The organism is Salipaludibacillus daqingensis (genome assembly GCF_029891575.1).
GTDB classification, from domain to species: Bacteria; Bacillota; Bacilli; order Bacillales; family Salisediminibacteriaceae; genus Salipaludibacillus; species Salipaludibacillus daqingensis.
On the sequence record NZ_JARZHF010000004.1, the window covers coordinates 295362 to 313708 of the forward strand.

The following is an 18347-nucleotide window of genomic DNA, read 5'->3' on the forward strand; positions in this document are numbered from 1 at the left end:
GGAATTCCCTCCCTATAGAAAATAGTGAACAGTGACTACATCCCCTTGCTTAACCCCTTCTTTTTTCTCTTCAATTTCAAGAAGGCCGTCACTTTTCACCAAGGTTTTGATTAACCCAGACTTTCCTAATACTGGGATTGCTTTCGGAAAGGGATTTCCTTCTTCAAGGGTAACACGAACGTAGTCGGTGCGACCGGGAGAAGAAGGAATATTTTGTGACACCACTGCCTTTGTTGAGACTTTTTTATAAGAATTACTTCCTTGCAAACGAGAAACGATTTCTTTTCCGAATAATTGAAAGATGATCATTGCCGATGCTGGGTGACCTGGTAAGCCAATGACTGGTTTTTTTGATGAAACGGACATAATTGTTGGTTTGCCTGGTTTGATAGACACTCCGTGAACAACGATGCCAGGGTCACCATTACCGAGAGATTGAATCACTTCCGTTGTATAGTCTTTTTCCCCAACCGAACTTCCACCTGAAATAAATAAGGCATCACATTCTTCAAATAACTCATTTGCTTTTTGACGAAAATCACTATAGTCATCATTCGCAATTTCACTTACTTTCACGTTTACTCCCCATTGCTCAGCCAATGCTGGAATGGTCACTCCATTAACATCACGAATTTTACCTGGCGATAGTTTTTTAGTGTCGTATGGGACAATCTCATCACCGGATGATAAATAACCGATCGTTAATTTTTTCGTTACAGGTACTTGATTGATACCTAACGACGCAAGAGCTCCTAACTCCTGAGGCCGAAGCCTTTTGCCTTTTTCAAGCAAAACTTCTCCAACTTTTGCATCTTCCCCTTCGCGAATGACGTTTTCGTTTTTCCCAACAGACCTTGTGATATTAAGTAAATCTTGCACCTGTTCACAGTCTTCAATCATGACAACGCTATCGCTACCTTTAGGAATCATCCCACCTGTCGGGACGTAAACCGCCTCTCCTGTTTGCACTACTTCTGTCGAAACCTTGCCCATTTCTACTTCTCCAACAACAGTTAGAAAACCAGGCATCGTCTCACTTGCCCCGTATGTATCTTTTGATTGAACGGCATATCCATCCACAACGGAACGGGAAAAAGATGGAACATTTTCTTTTGCAATAATATCCTCTGAAAGAATACTTCCTAGAGCATCTTTTAGTGAAATAATTTCATTTAAGTCTAATGGGTTGACGTACGTTTTAATTAAATCCATCATTTTAGCTACCGATTGCACTCGAAAAAAATCCATCCTCTAGTCTCCTCACTACTCAAAATTCTGTGAATTTGCCCATTTATAATCTTCTGGATGATTCATATTGAAAAACGCTTTTTCGATTTCTACGTCTGTCATCTTTGCTTTTAATAAATCATCTGTTGTAATCGCTTCCACTCTCAGTTGAGATAAAACGTCTCTAATCCTTCTTTTCCCTAGGCTTAGGTTCTCTTCCACTAATCGTAACGCACTTTTATGGTAAAGGGCATACAATGGATGTTCACGACCATCAATCACAGGCACAATCGCTTGGGCTTCAGGAGCAGCTTTAGCTTTTTCTATTAATACATGCACAACTTTTTCATCAAAAAATGGAAGATCGCATGCAACAATGAGGTTCCAATCCGTTTGACTTGTCGTCAAACCTGCTTCCATTCCTGCAAGAGGTCCTTGTCCTTTTTTTATATCTTCTATCATCGGCAATTCAAGAAAAGAAAAATTCTGAGGATCATTGGTGACAAGAAGCAAAACCTTTGTTATCCGCTCTATTTTCCTTTTCAATCTAACGATATTTCTTTCTCCTTCAATGACTAAAAACGCTTTATTCGTCCCCATTCGACTTGATTTACCACCTGCTAGTAATATGCCTGTTAACTCCATATTCATAATACTCCTTTATAAACCTATTCAGATGGTTCATCTCCATAACCTTCTTCTTGAGCAACAAAGTCAAAATGAATTGTTTCCAAATCAAGTAATGCAGCTGATTTTTTCTCCAGTATTTTTTCCGCTTCTACGATTTTCAAATAATTACTACACGTTTCACACACTTCAATTTTTGCCACGTCATCTTCTTTAATGTTTATATAGAATAAATGCTCTTGACGATCATCCCCACAGTGAACGCACGCCAAACGCTTTTGTTTCCATTGCGTTTCACAACGAGGACAATAAAGATATTTTTGCCCTTTTCCATCGATTTTCGCTAGTCGATGTGGCTCTCCACAACAGGGACAAGTCCCCATCACCTCAAACTCGTCAATAAAAGATTGGCTTTCTTTTGCTAGTAATTGCATAAATGGCCTTAGTGCTTGTTCTGCTAAAAAATGGGGAAGCCATTCCGATAACTCATTTTTTTGAGAATACGTTTGAAAATACACAGTGTTAAAAGTGATCGACTCTTTGATCCATTTCATCGTATCTTCCTCTGTTAAATTCGTCGTGATCTTTGATAATTCCTCTTTTAAACCTGGTTGAAATGGAGAAATAACGTTCGCAATCTCTTCAATAGATTCTCTATATAACTCACCTGGAACAGGAGACGTTTTCATTTGCGGTAAGATAGGAAAATCAAAATCAAATTCATCTTTTGTGATAGCAAGTTTCATTTTTCCACCGAAATACTCCCGTAACTCCTCTTGTTTGTTTATGATAGATTTCTGCAAATTCAAATACTCTTCAGACACAACGTTCGGGTTCATATAAATCCCTCCATGAATTAAATCTACTGCCTATTATATCGTTGTAATGGAAGGCCTGTCCACATGGGACAACCAATGAATGATAGCGGTATTTAGATTTATTATTTTCCTTTTCTTTCATTGTATTTATAGTAGATATTGTTACAATTTAATTAATGTTCAAATTTTTTCTTTCTCAGTGTAAGTTGGCGTTTAAATATAAAGTTAACGACAAACATTTTTCTTAAAAGGAGTCCGATCATGAAATCTCCTAAAGTATTCATTATAACCATTCTTCTCATTACAACTGCTTTTAGCTATCTTTCTCTTAACTATTTCATGGAGACAACCGACGACAGACATTCTTCTCTAACAAATGATGTTAAAACTAGTCGAAGTACACTAGACTTCTCAGAACCTCCATCAAAAATGGTTGAAACAAAAGAGAACACTGAACAATGGCGCAGTAACTTGGCTGATGTTTCTGAATGGGGAGAATTTGTATCTGGAGTAAAATCGAAAATGGAAACAGATGAGAAAGTGATTGCTCTAACGTTCGATGCTTGCGGAGGTCCGTTTGGAAATGAATATGATGAAGAACTGATTCAATTTTTAAGAGAAGAGGAAGTCCCTGCAACTTTATTTTTCAACGCAAGATGGATCAAAGAAAATGAGAAAATATTTTTAGAGTTAGCTGATGACCCCCTTTTTTCAGTACAAAACCATGGTACGAATCATTTACCTTTATCCGTTAATGGAAAAACGGCATGGGGAATTCAAGGAACAAGTTCTGTTGAAGAAGTCATTGATGAAGTCATGGATAATCAAATACTAATCGAGGAATTAACCGGAGAGACTCCTAAGTTTTTTCGTTCTGGCACCGCATTCTACGATGACGTTGCTGTAGAAATCGTTCAAAATCTAGGATTATCTGTTGTGAATTTTGATATTCTTGGAGATGCAGGAGCAACGTATACAGCAGAACAAGTGGAAAAAGCCCTTCTACAGTCTACTGAAGGATCGATTCCACTCTTACACATGAATCAACCTAATAGTGAAACGGCAGAAGGGGTAGCGAATGCTATTCCTATTCTGGAAGCGAAAGGATATACCTTTATCCTTTTAGACGAAAAACCATTACGGGAATAAAGTAACGATCAAAACTTGTCCGTTTACTTGATAACGAGTACATCTACAGTGGAGTAACGGACAATATTTTCTGCCGTACTTCCCATCACTAAATGATCGTAAGAGTCCATTCCATTGGAACCACAAACGACCATATCAGCCCCTACATCTTCAACAAGATCGTAAGTAATAGCAGTTTTCGGATTACCTTTTCTAATTTGAATAGAGTAGTTATTAAAGTTTTCTGCTTCTATTTTTGCTTTCATTATTCTTTTCATTTCCTCTGCATGTTCGTCTGCGAGTTCTTCCACTTTTCCTGGCTTATCTGGGAAAAGATGAGCTTCTCGCATATCAATAACATATGCGACCGTTAATTTAGCGTCATTTCGTTTGGCGATATTTACTGATTTAAACAACGCCTTTTCTGCATCCTCTGATCCGTCATAAGCGACAAGTACATGTTTGTAGTTTTCGTCTACCATTATTGATCCCTCCTCAGTCGTAATATATCCCTTCTCAATTATAACCTTATTCCATCTAAAAATAATGTGCTATGAAGAAAAATATAGATTTAACCACTCATATTTTTATATTTTAGTAAACCAACCTGCTCTTTTAGCTAGAAGGAGTAGGCTTTAAAAAGCCTACTCCTCAGTCCCCATTAGAAATGGAACATTACGTTGGCATCACCCAAATAATTTGCTGTATGCGGATAAAAAATGATGACTCACTCGACTGTACGACAATATGATCTGGTTTCACATCTGTTAATTGCCCACGAATATTCCCGTCACTCGTTTGCACAACAACCGTTGATCCTTGAACGGACTGCAACGTTTGCACGACAAACGGATCATAAGAAGTTACATATTTCACCGTATCCCCTTGTTGTTGTCTCGATTGATCATTATTGTACACTTAAACTCCTCCTTTACTAAGATAAATCCACTCCCATCATATGCCTATGAGACTTAATTAGTTCCTAATCTTTCATTTTCCATTATGAAAAGCCGTCTCCATTCTCAGAGACGGCTTTAAGTTAAACTTTCGATTTGATTGTAAAGGACCGAATGACTTGTTGTAATTCTTCCGCCATTTTAGCAAGTTGATTAGCCGATGCATCAATTTCTTCCATTGACGCATTTTGCTCTTCAGCTGAAGCAGCAACATTTTGTGTATAGCCTGCAGATTGTTCCGCAATCGTGGATGATTCTTTCACAGAAGCTTCCACAGAATGAACACCATCATCTATTCGTTCAATCGATGATGTTACTTCTGCCATTTGAGAAGATACTTGATTTATTGCATGTGTCAACTCTTCAAAAGAGTGACCAGCATCTTCCACAGAGTTCATTCCAGACTGAACAGCTTCACGACCATTTTTAGTGAAAAGCACCGACTCTTTCACATCTGTTTGAATGTGATCAATGAGAGTTTTTATCTCGTTTGTAGCAACTGACGTTTGTTCGGATAACTTTCTTACTTCATCGGCAACAACAGCAAATCCTTTTCCGTGTTCTCCTGCTCTTGCAGCTTCAATGGCTGCATTTAAAGCTAACAAATTTGTCTGTTCGGCGACTCCAGTAATTAATGATACAATCGAGCCAATTTTTTCTGATCTTTCAGCTAATTTGTTCACTGATTCATCGATTTCATCTGTAATGTCATGGATAACTTTCATTTGAGAAACCGCACTTCCAATTACTTCCGTTCCGTGATTTGCCTTTTGAGCAGAATCTTCCGTAGACCTGTTTACTTCTTTAATACTAATCGTTATACGATCAATACTTTTTGACATCCCATTAACCGTTTCTTCATTTTCACTAGCTTTTTCCACTTGTAGTTCTGCTCCTGATGCTACTTGTTGTATCGAATCAGATATTTCTTCCGCAGCACGACTAGTCTCATTGGCACTAGCAAGAAGTTGTTCTGAACTTGCAGCTACTTGGTCAGAAGTTTCTCCGATTTGTGAAATCATCCCTTGTAAACTATCTATCATTCTATTCACTGCTAGACTCATTTTACCTAATTCATCATTTGATTTCACTTCAAGTTTGTCAACAGCTAAATTCCCTTTACTTATTTCGTCTGTTGTAATCACCACGTTGTTTAAAGAAGTCGTAATTCCCCGAGCAACAAACCAGAAAATACTTCCACCAATCAGGATAACTGAAGCTATAATAATGACGAACGTAGTAATATTAGATGAAATGATCCCTATTACGTTCTGCTCAGATGCCTCCGCTTCTGCTAATACCATATCAGAAAGTAGTAACGAATTCTCAGTAATTTCTGACCTAATATCTGCCAATTCCTCAATTCGTCTATTTTGCATCGGACCTACATCATTCGGAATTCGATCAACTTGATCATCAAAAGACTGTACTTGGTTTTGTATTAATTGAAATAAGTCTTCCGTTTCATCTGTATACATTCTCAATTGCAAATCTTCCATATATTCATTAAGTATAGCTGATTGCTCATCATAAAATTGGAGGCTTTCTTCTTCTCCTACTCGTATATAATCTGTAACAGCAATATACTTTGATCGAACGAGAGAAGCAATATCCGTTACAACAACAGCACGTTCACTTTGTTGAGAGTATGTATCCATTTCCTCACTTATTTCTCCCATTTGAAAGTATGTTATCGTAGCACCAATAATAAGTAATAGAACCATTATAAAAAAAGTTCCAAATATTTTTATTCGTACAGAAAGATTCATTTTTTTCATAGCCCTTCTCCCTCTCAAACCTTTTTATGTTAGACTCCTTTAAAACTCCTTATTTAACACACTACATATGAACCATATTTATCATATCACAACATAACATAATGTAGGTACAAAAGACTGACTTAATTACAATTTATAATAGACAAACTGATTTTCCAGGTACTATTTTTTGATCATTATGTCTTAATTACTAGTTGAGTAGATCATACTTTTAAAGTGAAATTTATTTATATTCATCAAACAAGAAGCTATAAGGCTTCTAACCGTCGGTGCGACGGGGATAGCCTAATCAAAACTTTCGTTTACGAAGGTGTTCTTAGGAATCCCCCACTTCAAACAGTTCGCAAGAGCAGTTAAGTGGCGGGTAGTTCAAAAATAGTTATTAGAAGGAATATCTCTTTAGTTACAATTTTTCAAAAATTCAATAAAATAAGGACTACAATACTTATTTAGTTCATTGCTTTTTTTACAAGGAATGTCTATATATTCTTTCGTTTCAATCGTGGTATAATGAAATCACTTTTGATTTTCTATTGAGACAATCGTTTATAAGTAGATTGATTTTTAATACGACGGAAACTACAACGAATAATAGGTGTTAATCATCGGTGATCTTTATTCAAAAACTCTTATTTGAGGTGAATTCATGCAAAGAAATAAATTAATCATATTATCTATTGGTACCGTCATTTTAACGATATTAGTAATTGTTATGATTTTTTTGGAAAGAGGCGAGACAACTTCTAACGGAGCAGGTTCCAACGCCGTTGTAACGGATACTAATAGCAGTACGAATACAGCTTCAAATGAAGATAACGCTCAGCAAGATGACGAATCACTAAATGTTCAATCAGAAAACTCTATTGAAGAAGACGAAAACATCTATGACCTAAGTGAAGAAGAGTTAAGGGAAAAAGCTAGAGAAGCAATTGATTCTTCAACAATAAATGATTCCGAAACTGAGATGACAAAAGACTCTCTTTACAACCATTCTCTTTTAAATCAAAAGTTTAGGAACTCATTAGATGAAGAAACCAACTCTACAGAGGAAGATGTCGAGCAAAATGCCGAATGGCTATCGATTGAACTCATGGGATGGTATGACTACGCTCAAGATAAATATGATTTTAATTATTCAGAAGACCAATTCCTCTCTTTTATTGAAAATGAAAATTATATAGAAGATGAAGAAATGATGGCAATAGCTTTGTTTGAAGAATTAAAACAAATAAATGAAAATGCATATATACGCCAATTAGAAACAAACTATCTAAAAGCATTTATATGGGAAAGTATTCAAGATGATGTAGCATCAGAGATGTCCGATGATGTCTCAGGTATGGATAATGATAATGATAATGATGAAAATGAGTACCGATTATTTTTAGCCTTTGAACAAGAGATTATGTCAGACCTAGTTGAAAAAAATCCAAATTTAGTGGAATAATAAAAGATACCTTTTTCAGTATTCAAAAAACCTCGTCAGTGTGAACGAGGTTTTTTTATTATTCTAACATTATATTTCCGAGTTAGGAGTTTCAAGATCTTTCATTTTCCCTATTAGATCGTCTTGCATTTTAAGACATCGATACTTGCATTATGCATTATTTAAATTCACTGAAATCAACCTTGAACTGAGTTGATACAGAGGAATTTACTTTATCTTCAGCCACTACTATTGCTGATTGTGCAAAATCAAGATCTTCCACTTCAAGATAAATTGTTTTCAGTGTACCCGAACCTGATGTCATCGTGCGAATCGGTTCCACCTCTTCCTCACCTTGCTTTAGATGGATATCATAAACGTACCCTTTATTCTCATTAAATCGAACATGAATCGGTAAATACTGATCCATTAATTCCTGTTTAATTTCTTCTGGAATAGGCCTTCTTCCAAAATGATCATATAATTTTCTTGATTCCTTTATCGCTGAAAAGTAAGGGGTCTCTATATAAGCAAAAACTGCTTCTGAAAGCGTGGCTTCTTCTTCCTTTTCTAGTAAAAAATCTTCTACTAACTCAATGGAAGTTGTTCCTTTTTCAATTGCTTTTCGAATCTCTTGATCAGACAAATAAAAGTAATAGTCTTCATTTTCAAATGTCTTTTCTAGTTTATTTTCTAAAGAGCCCGTTCTTCCTAAAGTGTCCCCTACGGATTCATGAAAAAAATATACTAAACTCCCGACAATAAATATTGTCATGATTATCATGCTAATAAACATTTTTTTAAACATAGTAATCCCGTCCTCTACCGAGTAATTATACTAGAGAGAACGAGATCTGGAAATATTTATTTAGACTGTGATAACATTGATCTCATTAAGTGTTTGCAAAAGAGATTCAGCAAGCTGATCATTATTAGTGAAAATCGCGTCTGGATTGGTTTTCTCTATTGCCTCTGCAACCTCGTCTTCTCCATTATTTGAGAGAAGAAAAATATAATCTACATTCACACTGTCATCTGAATAAGATGAAAGAAGTCGATAACCTAATCGAGCCCACGCTTTTGCTTTCTCATTTCCTTCAATCTCTCCCCCTAAAACAAGAATTGCTTTTCTTCTAGGTCCAGCATCTGTATGTTCAATGGCAGAGCTTTTGGCTTCTGTAATAATCTGCGTTTTATTATCAATCGCACTAGCATCTTCTTTCCCAGTTGCCTGCAATAATGCTTGGTTAATATCTTCATAGATATCTTTGAAATCCTCAAGTCCAACAGATAGTCTAACTAAATCTTCTGTGACTCCTGTTGTCACTAAGTCTTCTTTTGATAATTGGAGGTGAGTTGTACTAGCAGGATGGATAATTAAACTTTTTGCATCTCCTACGTTAGCGACATGTGACCATAGTTTTACGTGTTTTATCAAATCACGCCCTGCCTCTAAGCCACCTTCAATTCCAAAATTCACAACAGCTCCAAAACCATTGTGTAAGTATTTCTTTGCTAACTCATGGGCAGAGTGCTCTTCCAAACCAGGATAACTTACCCACTTCACCGCAGGATGGGCTTGGAGTTTTTTAGCTATTTCTAAAGCATTTTCTTGATGCTTTTTCATTCTTAATGACAATGTTTCAAGACCTTGAAGAAGTTGAAATGCATTAAATGGACTCAAACATGCACCGATATCTCTCATTAATTGAACACGCAGTTTCAGAATAAATGCAAGATCTCCTAGATCTCTCGCATAAACTAATCCTCCATAACTGTTGTCTGGTTCATGAAATTCTGGGTATTTCTCTTTGTTCCATGTAAATCGTCCCCCGTCAATCACAACGCCACCAATAGTCGTTCCATGACCGCCAATCCATTTTGTAGCGGAGTGGATAACGATATCCGCTCCGTGCTGAAGAGGTTTACAATTGGCTGGGGAACCAAATGTATTATCGATGATGAGTGGAATGTTCGCCTCATGTGCCACATCAGAAATGGCTTCAAAATCCAAAACATGAAGACTTGGGTTTCCGATTGTTTCGGCAAATACCGCTTTTGTTTTCGATGTAATGGCTTTACGTACTTCTTCTGGATCTGTTACATCAACAAAGTGAACGTTAATTCCGTATTTCGGAAGAGTAACGGCAAATAAGTTGTACGTTCCACCATATAAATTTGATGCAGCAACAATGTCATCTCCTGCATGGGCTATGTTTAAGATGGATAACGTAATCGCTGACATCCCAGAGGCTGTTGCAAGCGCACCAACACCATCTTCTAAAATGGCCATTCGTTTTTCAAAGGCATCAACCGTAGGATTCATGATTCGACTATAGATATTCCCTGGTTCTTGTAATGAAAAAAGTCTCTCTGCATGATCCGCATCATCAAAAACGTAAGATGTTGTCTGATAAATAGGTACAGCTCTTGAACCTGTTGTTGGATCTGGAGCCTGTCCTGCGTGTAATAACTGCGTCGTTGTCCCGAACTGATTTACTTTTTGCGTCATGTAAACGCCTCCTTAAATTAGTGAATTAGAAAACTCCCTGTCAAAAGACAGAGAGTTGAATTCCCATGAAAAATCATAAAAAGTCATCTCTCTCATCTACCAAAGCAAATGCTTTGCAGGAATTGGCACCTTGCTATCCTTTTGATAGCTGGTTGCCGGGTTTCATCGGGCCAGTCCCTCCGCCACTCAAGATAAGAGCTGAGAATATTAAGGGTGATTTGGTTACATAAATGAGCTGATAATTATTTGAATATTATCACTTTTCAACTATTCCGTCAATGATTATATAATTCCAAAAAAGCTTTTCATTAAAAGAACAATGAAAACGATTGCTAATTTCTGAAAATATAAACTTTAAACGTTTCTCCATTTTGCCTGTTGGGTAGGGCTTGAAGCTGTGTTATACTTCGTCTGACTTAGAACATAAAGGAGGTTGAAGGGTATGGCTAGACTCTTTCAAGGGATTCAATTGAAGCCTATTATTATCATCATTATTGGTACACTTATTTTTGGTTTTGGTATTATCCATTTTAACTTACAGAACGGATTAGCTCACGGTGGTTTTACAGGTATTACATTATTACTTTATTACTTGTTTGAAATCGAACCATCCCTCTCCAATCTACTATTAAATATTCCATTGTTTTTAATTGGTTATAAGTTATTTGGAAGATTAATGCTGATTTATAGTTTGATTGGAACGGTCTTTCTCTCCATTTCACTGCGTTACTTTGAACTAAACCCTGTTACAGAAATACCACTTCAAGATGATATGATTTTGGTAGCAATTTTTGCTGGTGTTTTTGCAGGAACAGGGTTAGGATTGATTTTCCGTGCTGGTGGTACAACTGGTGGAGTTGATATCCTTGCACGTCTCGCTAATAAATATGTTGGAATGAGTATTGGTAAATTTATGTTCTCATTTGATGTAGTGGTCATCTCGCTCTCATTGATCCATTTATCATTAACTCAAGCGATGTATACTCTCGTCACCGTATTTGTTGCTGGTAGAGTAATAGACTTTATTATAGAAGGCGCTAGTGCAGCAAAATCAACGATGATCATCTCATCAAAAACCGATGAATTATCTAAAGCGATTATTCAGCGAATGAGTCGTGGATCCACTGTATTAACTGGTAAAGGTAGCTTCACCAGCGACGAACGCAGTGTCTTGTATTGTGTCGTCAATCGTAATGAACTGGTTCAACTAAAAAATTTAATTAAAGAAGTCGATCCATATGCCTTTTTCTCAATCAATGACGTAAAAGAAGTTTCGGGTGAAGGATTTACGTTTGATAATCAAAGGCAACCGCTTAAGCCAACAACATGATCAAATTCAAAAACCCTCTTAGAGATTCGTCGAGAGGGTTTTTGAAAGTCGCTAAACTCGCTTACTGCCTTTTTATAAAAAAAACTGTTTACAGATTAACTAATTTTCTATACGCTATTGTCTAACTACATAATTGAAGAAATGGAGAGGCTACGATGATCACCACGATATTTTTCGATTTAGACGATACGTTATTATGGGATGAAAAAAGTGTTCAAACTGCTTTCGACGCAACTTGTCAGTATGCGGCTTCCATTTACGACTTAGACCCAAACCAGTTGGAAGAAGCCGTTCGGGATCAAGCTCGTACGTTGTACGCGAGCTATGAAACCCATGCTTTTACGAAAATGATTGGAATTAACCCTTTTGAAGGACTTTGGGGAAATTTTGATGACGAAGGGGATATGTTTCAAAAAATGAAAGAGATCGTCCCTCAATATAGACGAGACACTTGGACACAAGGGTTAGCTAAGCTTGGAATAAATGACCCTCGTTTAGGTGCTGAACTGGCTGAAAGATTCCCTGCTGAAAGGAAAAATGCGCCGTTCTTATTTTATGATGCGCTACCTATTTTAGAACAGCTAAGCAAGGACTATTCTCTTTTGATGCTAACAAACGGTTCACCCGAACTACAAAACGTGAAATTGACAATCACTCCTGAGCTAGCACCTCTATTTAATGAAATCATCATTTCTGGAGATTTTGGTCGAGGCAAACCTGATGTTACGATCTTCGACTATGCATTGAAACAAGTGGATAAAAAGAAAGAGGAAGTCCTTATGGTTGGAGATAATCTCATGACCGATATTTTAGGTGCCAATCGAGCAGGAATTAAATCCATTTGGTTAAATCGTTTTGATAAAAAGGGCAATGACGTTAAGCCACATGCCGAAATCAAAAACCTTCATGAATTATTAGATCTGTTATCTTAACCTGTTACATTTGAATTTGTTTAGCACGATAATAAGCTGCGCTATTTATTTAAAAATAAGAAAAGCGATTGAGAGAGTCTCAATCGCTTTTACTCATTCCTATATTATAGTACAGGTTTTTTCCAGAATCCTATCATTAAAGCTGTTACGGCAGCACCTATCAATATTGCTAGAATATACATAAATGCACTTCCATAAACAATAGGGAAAACAAAAACCCCTCCGTGTGGTGCTGGTAAACCTATTCCAAACATCATCGTTAACGCACCCGCTACCGAGGATCCAACAATAATGGAAGGGATAACACGCCCAGGATCCGCAGCTGCGAACGGGATTGCTCCTTCGGTGATAAATGATGCGCCCATGATATAGTTTGTTTTTCCAGCATCAAGTTCTTGTTTCGTGAATTTATTTTTAAAGAATGAAGTAGCTAATGCAATACCTAATGGTGGCACCATACCACCTGCCATAACGGCTGCGTGTGGTCCAAAGTTCCCTGCATCAATCATCGCAATACCAAATGTGAATGCCGCTTTATTGATTGGTCCACCCATATCAACTGCCATCATCGCTCCTAATATAATTCCTAGGAAAACGATGTTTGTCGTCCCCATTCCATCTAACCAACTAACTAAACCATTATTAAAGGCTGATAGAGGACCAATAATAACATACATAATGAGACCAGTAGACAAAATACCAAGCAAAGGATAAATCAAAATTGTTTTAATACCGTCTAACGATTTAGGTAAATTAGCAAAGAGATATTTTAGTAAAACAACAATATAACCTGCTAAGAAACCTGCGATAATTCCGCCTAAGAAACCTGCCTCCCCAGTGGAAGCCATGAAACCAGCTATCATACCTGGAGCTAAACCTGGTCGATCAGCTATACTCATTGCAATAAAACCAGCAAGAATAGGAATCATTAGACCAAATGCATTCCCACCGCCTATCGTCATGAGTGCCTCTGCAATTGGAGAGTAAGAAGGATGGTCTGGATTTGCAGCTTCAATTCCAAACATAAAGGAAATCGCAATGAGAATACCACCCCCGACTACAAATGGTAGCATGTGTGATACACCGTTCATTAAGTGTTTATAGAAACCACTCTTCTTTTTAGTACCTTCCTCTTGACTCGATGAACCATCTCCACCATAAACTGGTGCATTACCTTTCATAGCTTTTGTAATTAATTCTTCTGGTCGACGAATGCCGTCTGTAACAGAAGCATCGAGTAACTGTTTTCCAACAAAACGTTGTTTTTCGACATTCATGTCCGCCGCAATAATAATTCCATCGGCCCGTTTAATATCATCTTCTGTTAATCTATTCTTCACACCATCTGACCCGTTCGTCTCTACTTTAATCGTTACACCAAGTTCTTTTGCTTTAGCTTTTAATGCATCAGCTGCCATGTACGTATGAGCAATCCCAGTTGGGCATCCAGTAACAGCAAGAATATATGGTTGGTTGCCTTTTGGAGAGGAAGACTGATCTTCGTCTGCTGAATCTAGCTTTTCTTTTTCTTTCTGATCAACCGCTTTTAAAATTTCTTCTTCTGAACGCGCTTGCATTAATGTTTGACGGAAATTTTCATCCATCAATAATGTGGATAATCTAGATAACGTTTGCAAATGAATGTCATTTGCTCCATCACTTGCTGCAATCATGAAAAACAAGTGACTTTTTTCTCCATCTAACGCATCGTAGTCAACTCCAGCTTTTGAACGACCGAATACAATCGTAGGTTCTGTCACTGACGCACTTTTTGCGTGTGGGATTGCAATACCATCACCGATCCCTGTTGAACTTTGTGATTCACGATGATGGATTTCTTCCATAAACGATTGTTTATTTTTCAATTTCCCTGCTTTGTCTAGCTTTGTTGCCAGTTCTTCGATGACATCTGCTTTTGTCGTAGAGACAAGATCCAAAATCATCGTCTTCTTTGTTAATAATTCTGTAATTTTCATTCATCTCACCCTTTCTTATATCATTTCAATTGATACTTCTTGCATCAATGATTGCACTTGATCTAAAGAACAAAATCCATCTGAAAATGCCGTTGCACTTCCTGAAGCAACACTAAAACGAAAAGCTTCCTTGATATCCATTGACTGCATGTAAGCATATAAGAAACCTGCAACCATAGAGTCACCAGCGCCAACAGAGTTTTTCACATTTCCCTTTGGAATAGTAGCTACATACGTATCATCTTTACTTACTAAAGCTGCGCCATCGCCAGCAAATGACATAAGTACGTAATTCACGCCCTTATCCAGCGTCTTTTTTGCTAATGTCACAGCAGAGGGAATATCAGTCACCTTCTGTTTATATAAATCTTCTAATTCCTGCTGATTTGGTTTTATTAAAAAGGGCCCCGCTTCCACTACCGCTTCTAAAGGTGCTCCACTTGTATCTACAAATGTTTTGACACCTTTTCTTTTTACACGTTCCACAATTTGTTGATAGAGATTTGTTGAAAGAATGGAAGGGACACTTCCTGAAAGGACTAATATATCCTTCGTCGTCAACAAATCTAGTTGTTGCAACAGTTCATCAATGTGCTTTTCTTGAATCTCCGGAGCCTTCCCGTTAATTTCTGTTTCTGTGTCGGTTTGTAGCTTCACATTAATTCTTGTTTGTCCCCCTGTCTCTATAAAACGATGAGCAACCGCTTCTTTCGTCAATTCTTCTTTTATAAATGAACCGGTAAAACCAGCAGTAAATCCTAGAGACTCTGAACTAACTCCAAAACGTTGTAGAACTCTCGAAACATTAATCCCTTTTCCTCCTGGCACCATCGCTTGTTCCGTCGCTCGATTGGTTGCTCCCCATTGAAAAGATTCAACACCAACTAAATAATCGACCGAAGGATTAAGAGTGACTGTGTAAATCATCGCTATTCACCACCTCTACTTTTGCAACGTTTGTTAGCTTTTCAAAAAACTCACGATCATCTCCTTCAGTTGTAATTAAAACCGCTTCCTCGAGATCAGCAACTCTCGCAAAAGTTGCATCTCCAAATTTGGACGGATCAGCTAAAACAAAAGATTGTGTCGATTGTTTCATTGCAAGTTGTTTAATTTGAGCTTCTTCAGGATCTGGAGTTGAAAAGCCAAAGTTAATATCAACTCCATTCGTACCAATAAATGCTTTATCAAAGCGAAATTGTTGAATCGAATCAACTGCTCCTTTTCCGATAAAAGCATGCGTACCAGATTTAACATAACCACCTACAACGTACGTTCGAAACTGATGTTGAAGAGCTTCTTGTATAATATTTAAACCGTTTGTAACGATTACGATATCTTTTGCTTGTATATAAGGAATCATTGCTTGTGTGGAAGTTCCTGCATCAATATATAGACAATCACCATCTTGTACAAAGCTAGCAGCCCTTTTCCCCATTTGTTTCTTTTCCTCTGTGAACTGCTGTTGTTTTTCCATCATAGAAGGTTCATCAACTTTGCTTTTCATTAATGAAGCTCCACCATGTATACGCTTTAATTTTTGCTCGTTTTCAAGAATAGTTAAATCTCTTCGTATGGTAGACTCAGATGCTCCTGTTGCTTCAACTAGGTCAGCAAGCTTAGTCACTTTTTGATCTTCTAATAATTGAAGAATTTTTTCATACCGCTCAAAAGTAAGCATATACTTCACACCTTTTCTCTTGTTAACGTTATTATACACAATAAATCAATCAATATCAACTAAAAATAATCAAAAACATTTATTTATTTTCAAAATCAATCAAAAACATTCAGAAGAAGGCATAAAAAAAAGAAAGCCACAAGTTAGGCTTTCTTTTTTATTATCTACTTTTTACTAACATTTTAATTGCTTCTTCAATAACTTCTTCTCTTTCTTCATCAGACTCTGCTTCTTTTCGGAGGCAGGTCTCAAGATTCCTAGCAACAACATATGCAGTAGCGCGGTCTAACGCCGATCGAATGGCCGTCATTTGCGTAATAATTTCTTTACAATCTTTTTCTTCATCCATCATACGCAAAACCCCTCTTACTTGGCCCTCGACTCGCTTTAACCGATTTTTCATATCTGAGGAATATTCCATGGTTACACCACCTTTTTATAATCAACCCAATTGAGTACATATCTAATCATTATCTACAACTCTCATTTAATTACCACCTTGCCTTATCATAATACTATATATTTGTACGTTAATCCAATGATACTAACTGAAATTTTCACAAAAACTTTTCAAAAAATGCTCGAGCCAATAGAATAGCTCGAGCATTTTTTGTATATTATTCTATGATACATTTTATATAAATAAGTTTACATTGCCATCTTCAGCTTCTGCTAAATAAGATGCTACACCAGCATACTCAATGCCGTCCATTAATTCTTCTTCTTTAAGCCCCATAACATCCATTGTCATCGTGCAAGCTACCATTTTCACATCTAAATCTTGCGCCATTTCAATTAACTCAGGTAATGTAGACACGTTGTGTTCCTTCATCATTTTCTTCATTAAGTGTGAACCTGCACCACCGTAATTCATTTTTGAAAGCTTCAATTTCTTAGGCCCACGAGGCATCATTTTCGCAAACATTTTCTCCAAGAAATTTTTATCTTTTATTTCAATGTGTTCTTCTTTTCGCAACACATTTAAGCCCCAAAATGTAAAAAACATCGTTACTTGTTTCCCCATTGCTGCAGCACCTGTAGCAATAATGAAACTAGCAATAGCCTTATCTAAATCCCCATCAAATACGATCATTGTTGCATTATTTTTCTTTTCTTCTGTTGACATGAAAAAATCCTCCTTTTATTTTATACCCATTGCGGTATTAATTACTATAGTCATAGTGTATACCCCACTTGGTATAATGTCAAGGGTTAGAACCAAGATTATTTCATAGCTGCGTGAGAAGAAGAATGAGCGGATTTATCTGTTGATTCTTTATATTTTTTACGTCTATATAAACGGAACAAGACGTAGCAACAAATGGCGACGACTATTCCTGCAAAAATAACACCTTGTGTTTGTTGAAAACGTTCAACGATTATTTCTAAATTTCCTAAAGTTCCCAAGTAAAACATAAGAACTGACAAAGGGTAGAAACCAATAAAAGTAAGTAATGCAAATTTCATTTTATTCATTTTACTTAACCCTGCAATATAAGTGATATAGCCCATACCGATGAACCGTCCGACGGCAATCATCCAATCTCCATATCTATCAATCCATTTTTGTGCAAACTTTAATTTTTGTTGCGGAAGTTTCTTCTTCACAAACCCTTCGTAACGAATGCTAATATAATATGGCACAAAACTAACAACGACATAAATCATTGTGGTAATAATCGAATAAGAAAAAATTTCTAACCAAGAAGGATTTAACAAGTACCCATATACAATGACAAATATAGCTGCTGGAAAAGGGATAGACAGTGCTTCTATCGCTACACCTAGCCCTAAGCCAATCCAACCTAAATTTCTCAACACATCTAATATCCACTCAACCATGAAATATGCTCCTTTTTGTTTTACTTCCAAATCATTCATTTACTGGAATCTACTGATGCAACGTTGGTTGCTTATTCCCGCTATTTAACTTCCTTAACCTTCATTTTATCGTAA

At 36.8% G+C, this 18347-nt stretch carries 18 protein-coding genes and 1 riboswitch; of the genes, 4 read left to right on the top strand and 14 right to left on the bottom strand.

Annotation, left to right across the window (positions count from 1 at the left end; translation table 11 throughout):
* Positions 1-12 precede the first annotated feature (12 nt).
* From QDN89_RS10110 to QDN89_RS10120, 3 genes are read right to left on the bottom strand one after another with little or no spacing between them, the layout of a single operon-like run.
* Complete coding sequence (locus QDN89_RS10110) at positions 13-1248, bottom strand: molybdopterin molybdotransferase MoeA (RefSeq protein WP_280770008.1); 1236 nt, start codon at positions 1246-1248, stop codon at positions 13-15.
* A gap of 15 nt (positions 1249-1263) precedes the next feature.
* A complete protein-coding gene (mobA, locus tag QDN89_RS10115) occupies positions 1264-1872 on the bottom strand; it encodes a molybdenum cofactor guanylyltransferase (RefSeq protein WP_280770009.1) in 609 nt (202 codons plus the stop codon).
* A 23-nt stretch (positions 1873-1895) separates the two neighbouring features.
* A complete protein-coding gene (locus QDN89_RS10120) occupies positions 1896-2693 on the bottom strand; it encodes a formate dehydrogenase accessory protein FdhE (RefSeq protein ID WP_280770010.1) in 798 nt (265 codons plus the stop codon).
* Positions 2694-2933: 240 nt separating this feature from the next.
* On the opposite strand from QDN89_RS10120, the gene QDN89_RS10125 reads away from it, so the two are divergent.
* Positions 2934-3821 (top strand): polysaccharide deacetylase family protein, encoded by an 888-nt coding sequence (locus QDN89_RS10125; protein ID WP_280770011.1) that lies wholly within the window; start codon positions 2934-2936, stop codon positions 3819-3821.
* Between the two features lie 23 nt (positions 3822-3844).
* Here QDN89_RS10125 and QDN89_RS10130 read toward each other — a convergent pair whose 3' ends face one another.
* The 3 genes from QDN89_RS10130 to QDN89_RS10140 all read right to left on the bottom strand — a co-directional run bounded on the left by QDN89_RS10130 (position 3845) and on the right by QDN89_RS10140 (position 6534).
* Positions 3845-4282: a universal stress protein gene (locus QDN89_RS10130; RefSeq protein ID WP_280770012.1), complete on the bottom strand. Its 438-nt coding sequence runs from the start codon at positions 4280-4282 to the stop codon at positions 3845-3847.
* A gap of 193 nt (positions 4283-4475) precedes the next feature.
* The gene (locus QDN89_RS10135) at positions 4476-4718 is read right to left on the bottom strand and encodes a YuzF family protein (protein ID WP_280770013.1); all 243 of its coding nucleotides are present in this window, start codon (positions 4716-4718) and stop codon (positions 4476-4478) included.
* 121 nt (positions 4719-4839) lie between these two features.
* Entirely contained in the window at positions 4840-6534 is a 1695-nt protein-coding gene (locus tag QDN89_RS10140; RefSeq protein ID WP_280770014.1) for a methyl-accepting chemotaxis protein, read from the bottom strand.
* Positions 6535-7180: 646 nt separating this feature from the next.
* Between QDN89_RS10140 and QDN89_RS10145 the strand changes: the two genes are divergently transcribed.
* A complete protein-coding gene (locus QDN89_RS10145) occupies positions 7181-7981 on the top strand; it encodes a hypothetical protein (protein ID WP_280770015.1) in 801 nt (266 codons plus the stop codon).
* Positions 7982-8138: 157 nt separating this feature from the next.
* Here QDN89_RS10145 and QDN89_RS10150 read toward each other — a convergent pair whose 3' ends face one another.
* Both QDN89_RS10150 and QDN89_RS10155 read right to left on the bottom strand, forming a co-directional pair.
* On the bottom strand, positions 8139-8768 hold the full coding sequence (locus tag QDN89_RS10150) for an ABC transporter permease (RefSeq protein ID WP_280770016.1): 630 nt from the start codon (positions 8766-8768) through the stop codon (positions 8139-8141).
* Positions 8769-8828: 60 nt separating this feature from the next.
* Entirely contained in the window at positions 8829-10472 is a 1644-nt protein-coding gene (locus QDN89_RS10155; RefSeq protein WP_280770017.1) for an O-acetylhomoserine aminocarboxypropyltransferase/cysteine synthase family protein, read from the bottom strand.
* An 89-nt stretch (positions 10473-10561) separates the two neighbouring features.
* A riboswitch (SAM riboswitch) is annotated at positions 10562-10670 on the bottom strand.
* Positions 10671-10914: 244 nt separating this feature from the next.
* Here QDN89_RS10155 and QDN89_RS10160 point away from each other — a divergent pair.
* Together QDN89_RS10160 and QDN89_RS10165 are read left to right on the top strand one after the other, a co-directional pair.
* A complete protein-coding gene (locus QDN89_RS10160; RefSeq protein WP_280770018.1) occupies positions 10915-11802 on the top strand; it encodes a YitT family protein in 888 nt (295 codons plus the stop codon).
* A gap of 155 nt (positions 11803-11957) precedes the next feature.
* Positions 11958-12734 (top strand): HAD family hydrolase, encoded by a 777-nt coding sequence (locus tag QDN89_RS10165; RefSeq protein ID WP_280770019.1) that lies wholly within the window; start codon positions 11958-11960, stop codon positions 12732-12734.
* 104 nt (positions 12735-12838) lie between these two features.
* On the opposite strand, the gene QDN89_RS10170 is transcribed toward QDN89_RS10165, so the two are convergent.
* From QDN89_RS10170 to QDN89_RS10195, 6 genes are all read right to left on the bottom strand, one after another.
* A complete protein-coding gene (locus QDN89_RS10170; protein ID WP_280770020.1) occupies positions 12839-14710 on the bottom strand; it encodes a PTS fructose transporter subunit IIABC in 1872 nt (623 codons plus the stop codon).
* 15 nt (positions 14711-14725) lie between these two features.
* Positions 14726-15637, bottom strand: a complete 912-nt coding sequence (gene pfkB / locus QDN89_RS10175; RefSeq protein WP_280770021.1) for a 1-phosphofructokinase — start codon at positions 15635-15637, stop codon at positions 14726-14728.
* Positions 15615-16391 carry a DeoR/GlpR family DNA-binding transcription regulator gene (locus QDN89_RS10180; RefSeq protein ID WP_280770022.1) on the bottom strand — a complete coding sequence of 259 codons (777 nt, stop codon included), beginning with the start codon at positions 16389-16391 and terminating at the stop codon, positions 15615-15617. Before QDN89_RS10180 ends, pfkB begins: the two co-directional genes overlap by 23 nt.
* 160 nt (positions 16392-16551) lie before the next feature.
* Entirely contained in the window at positions 16552-16812 is a 261-nt protein-coding gene (locus QDN89_RS10185; protein ID WP_280770023.1) for a metal-sensitive transcriptional regulator, read from the bottom strand.
* A gap of 213 nt (positions 16813-17025) precedes the next feature.
* The gene (locus QDN89_RS10190) at positions 17026-17517 is read right to left on the bottom strand and encodes a DsrE/DsrF/DrsH-like family protein (protein WP_280770024.1); all 492 of its coding nucleotides are present in this window, start codon (positions 17515-17517) and stop codon (positions 17026-17028) included.
* 98 nt (positions 17518-17615) lie between these two features.
* Positions 17616-18233, bottom strand: a complete 618-nt coding sequence (locus QDN89_RS10195) for a DedA family protein (RefSeq protein WP_280770025.1) — start codon at positions 18231-18233, stop codon at positions 17616-17618.
* Positions 18234-18347: the final 114 nt, after the last annotated feature.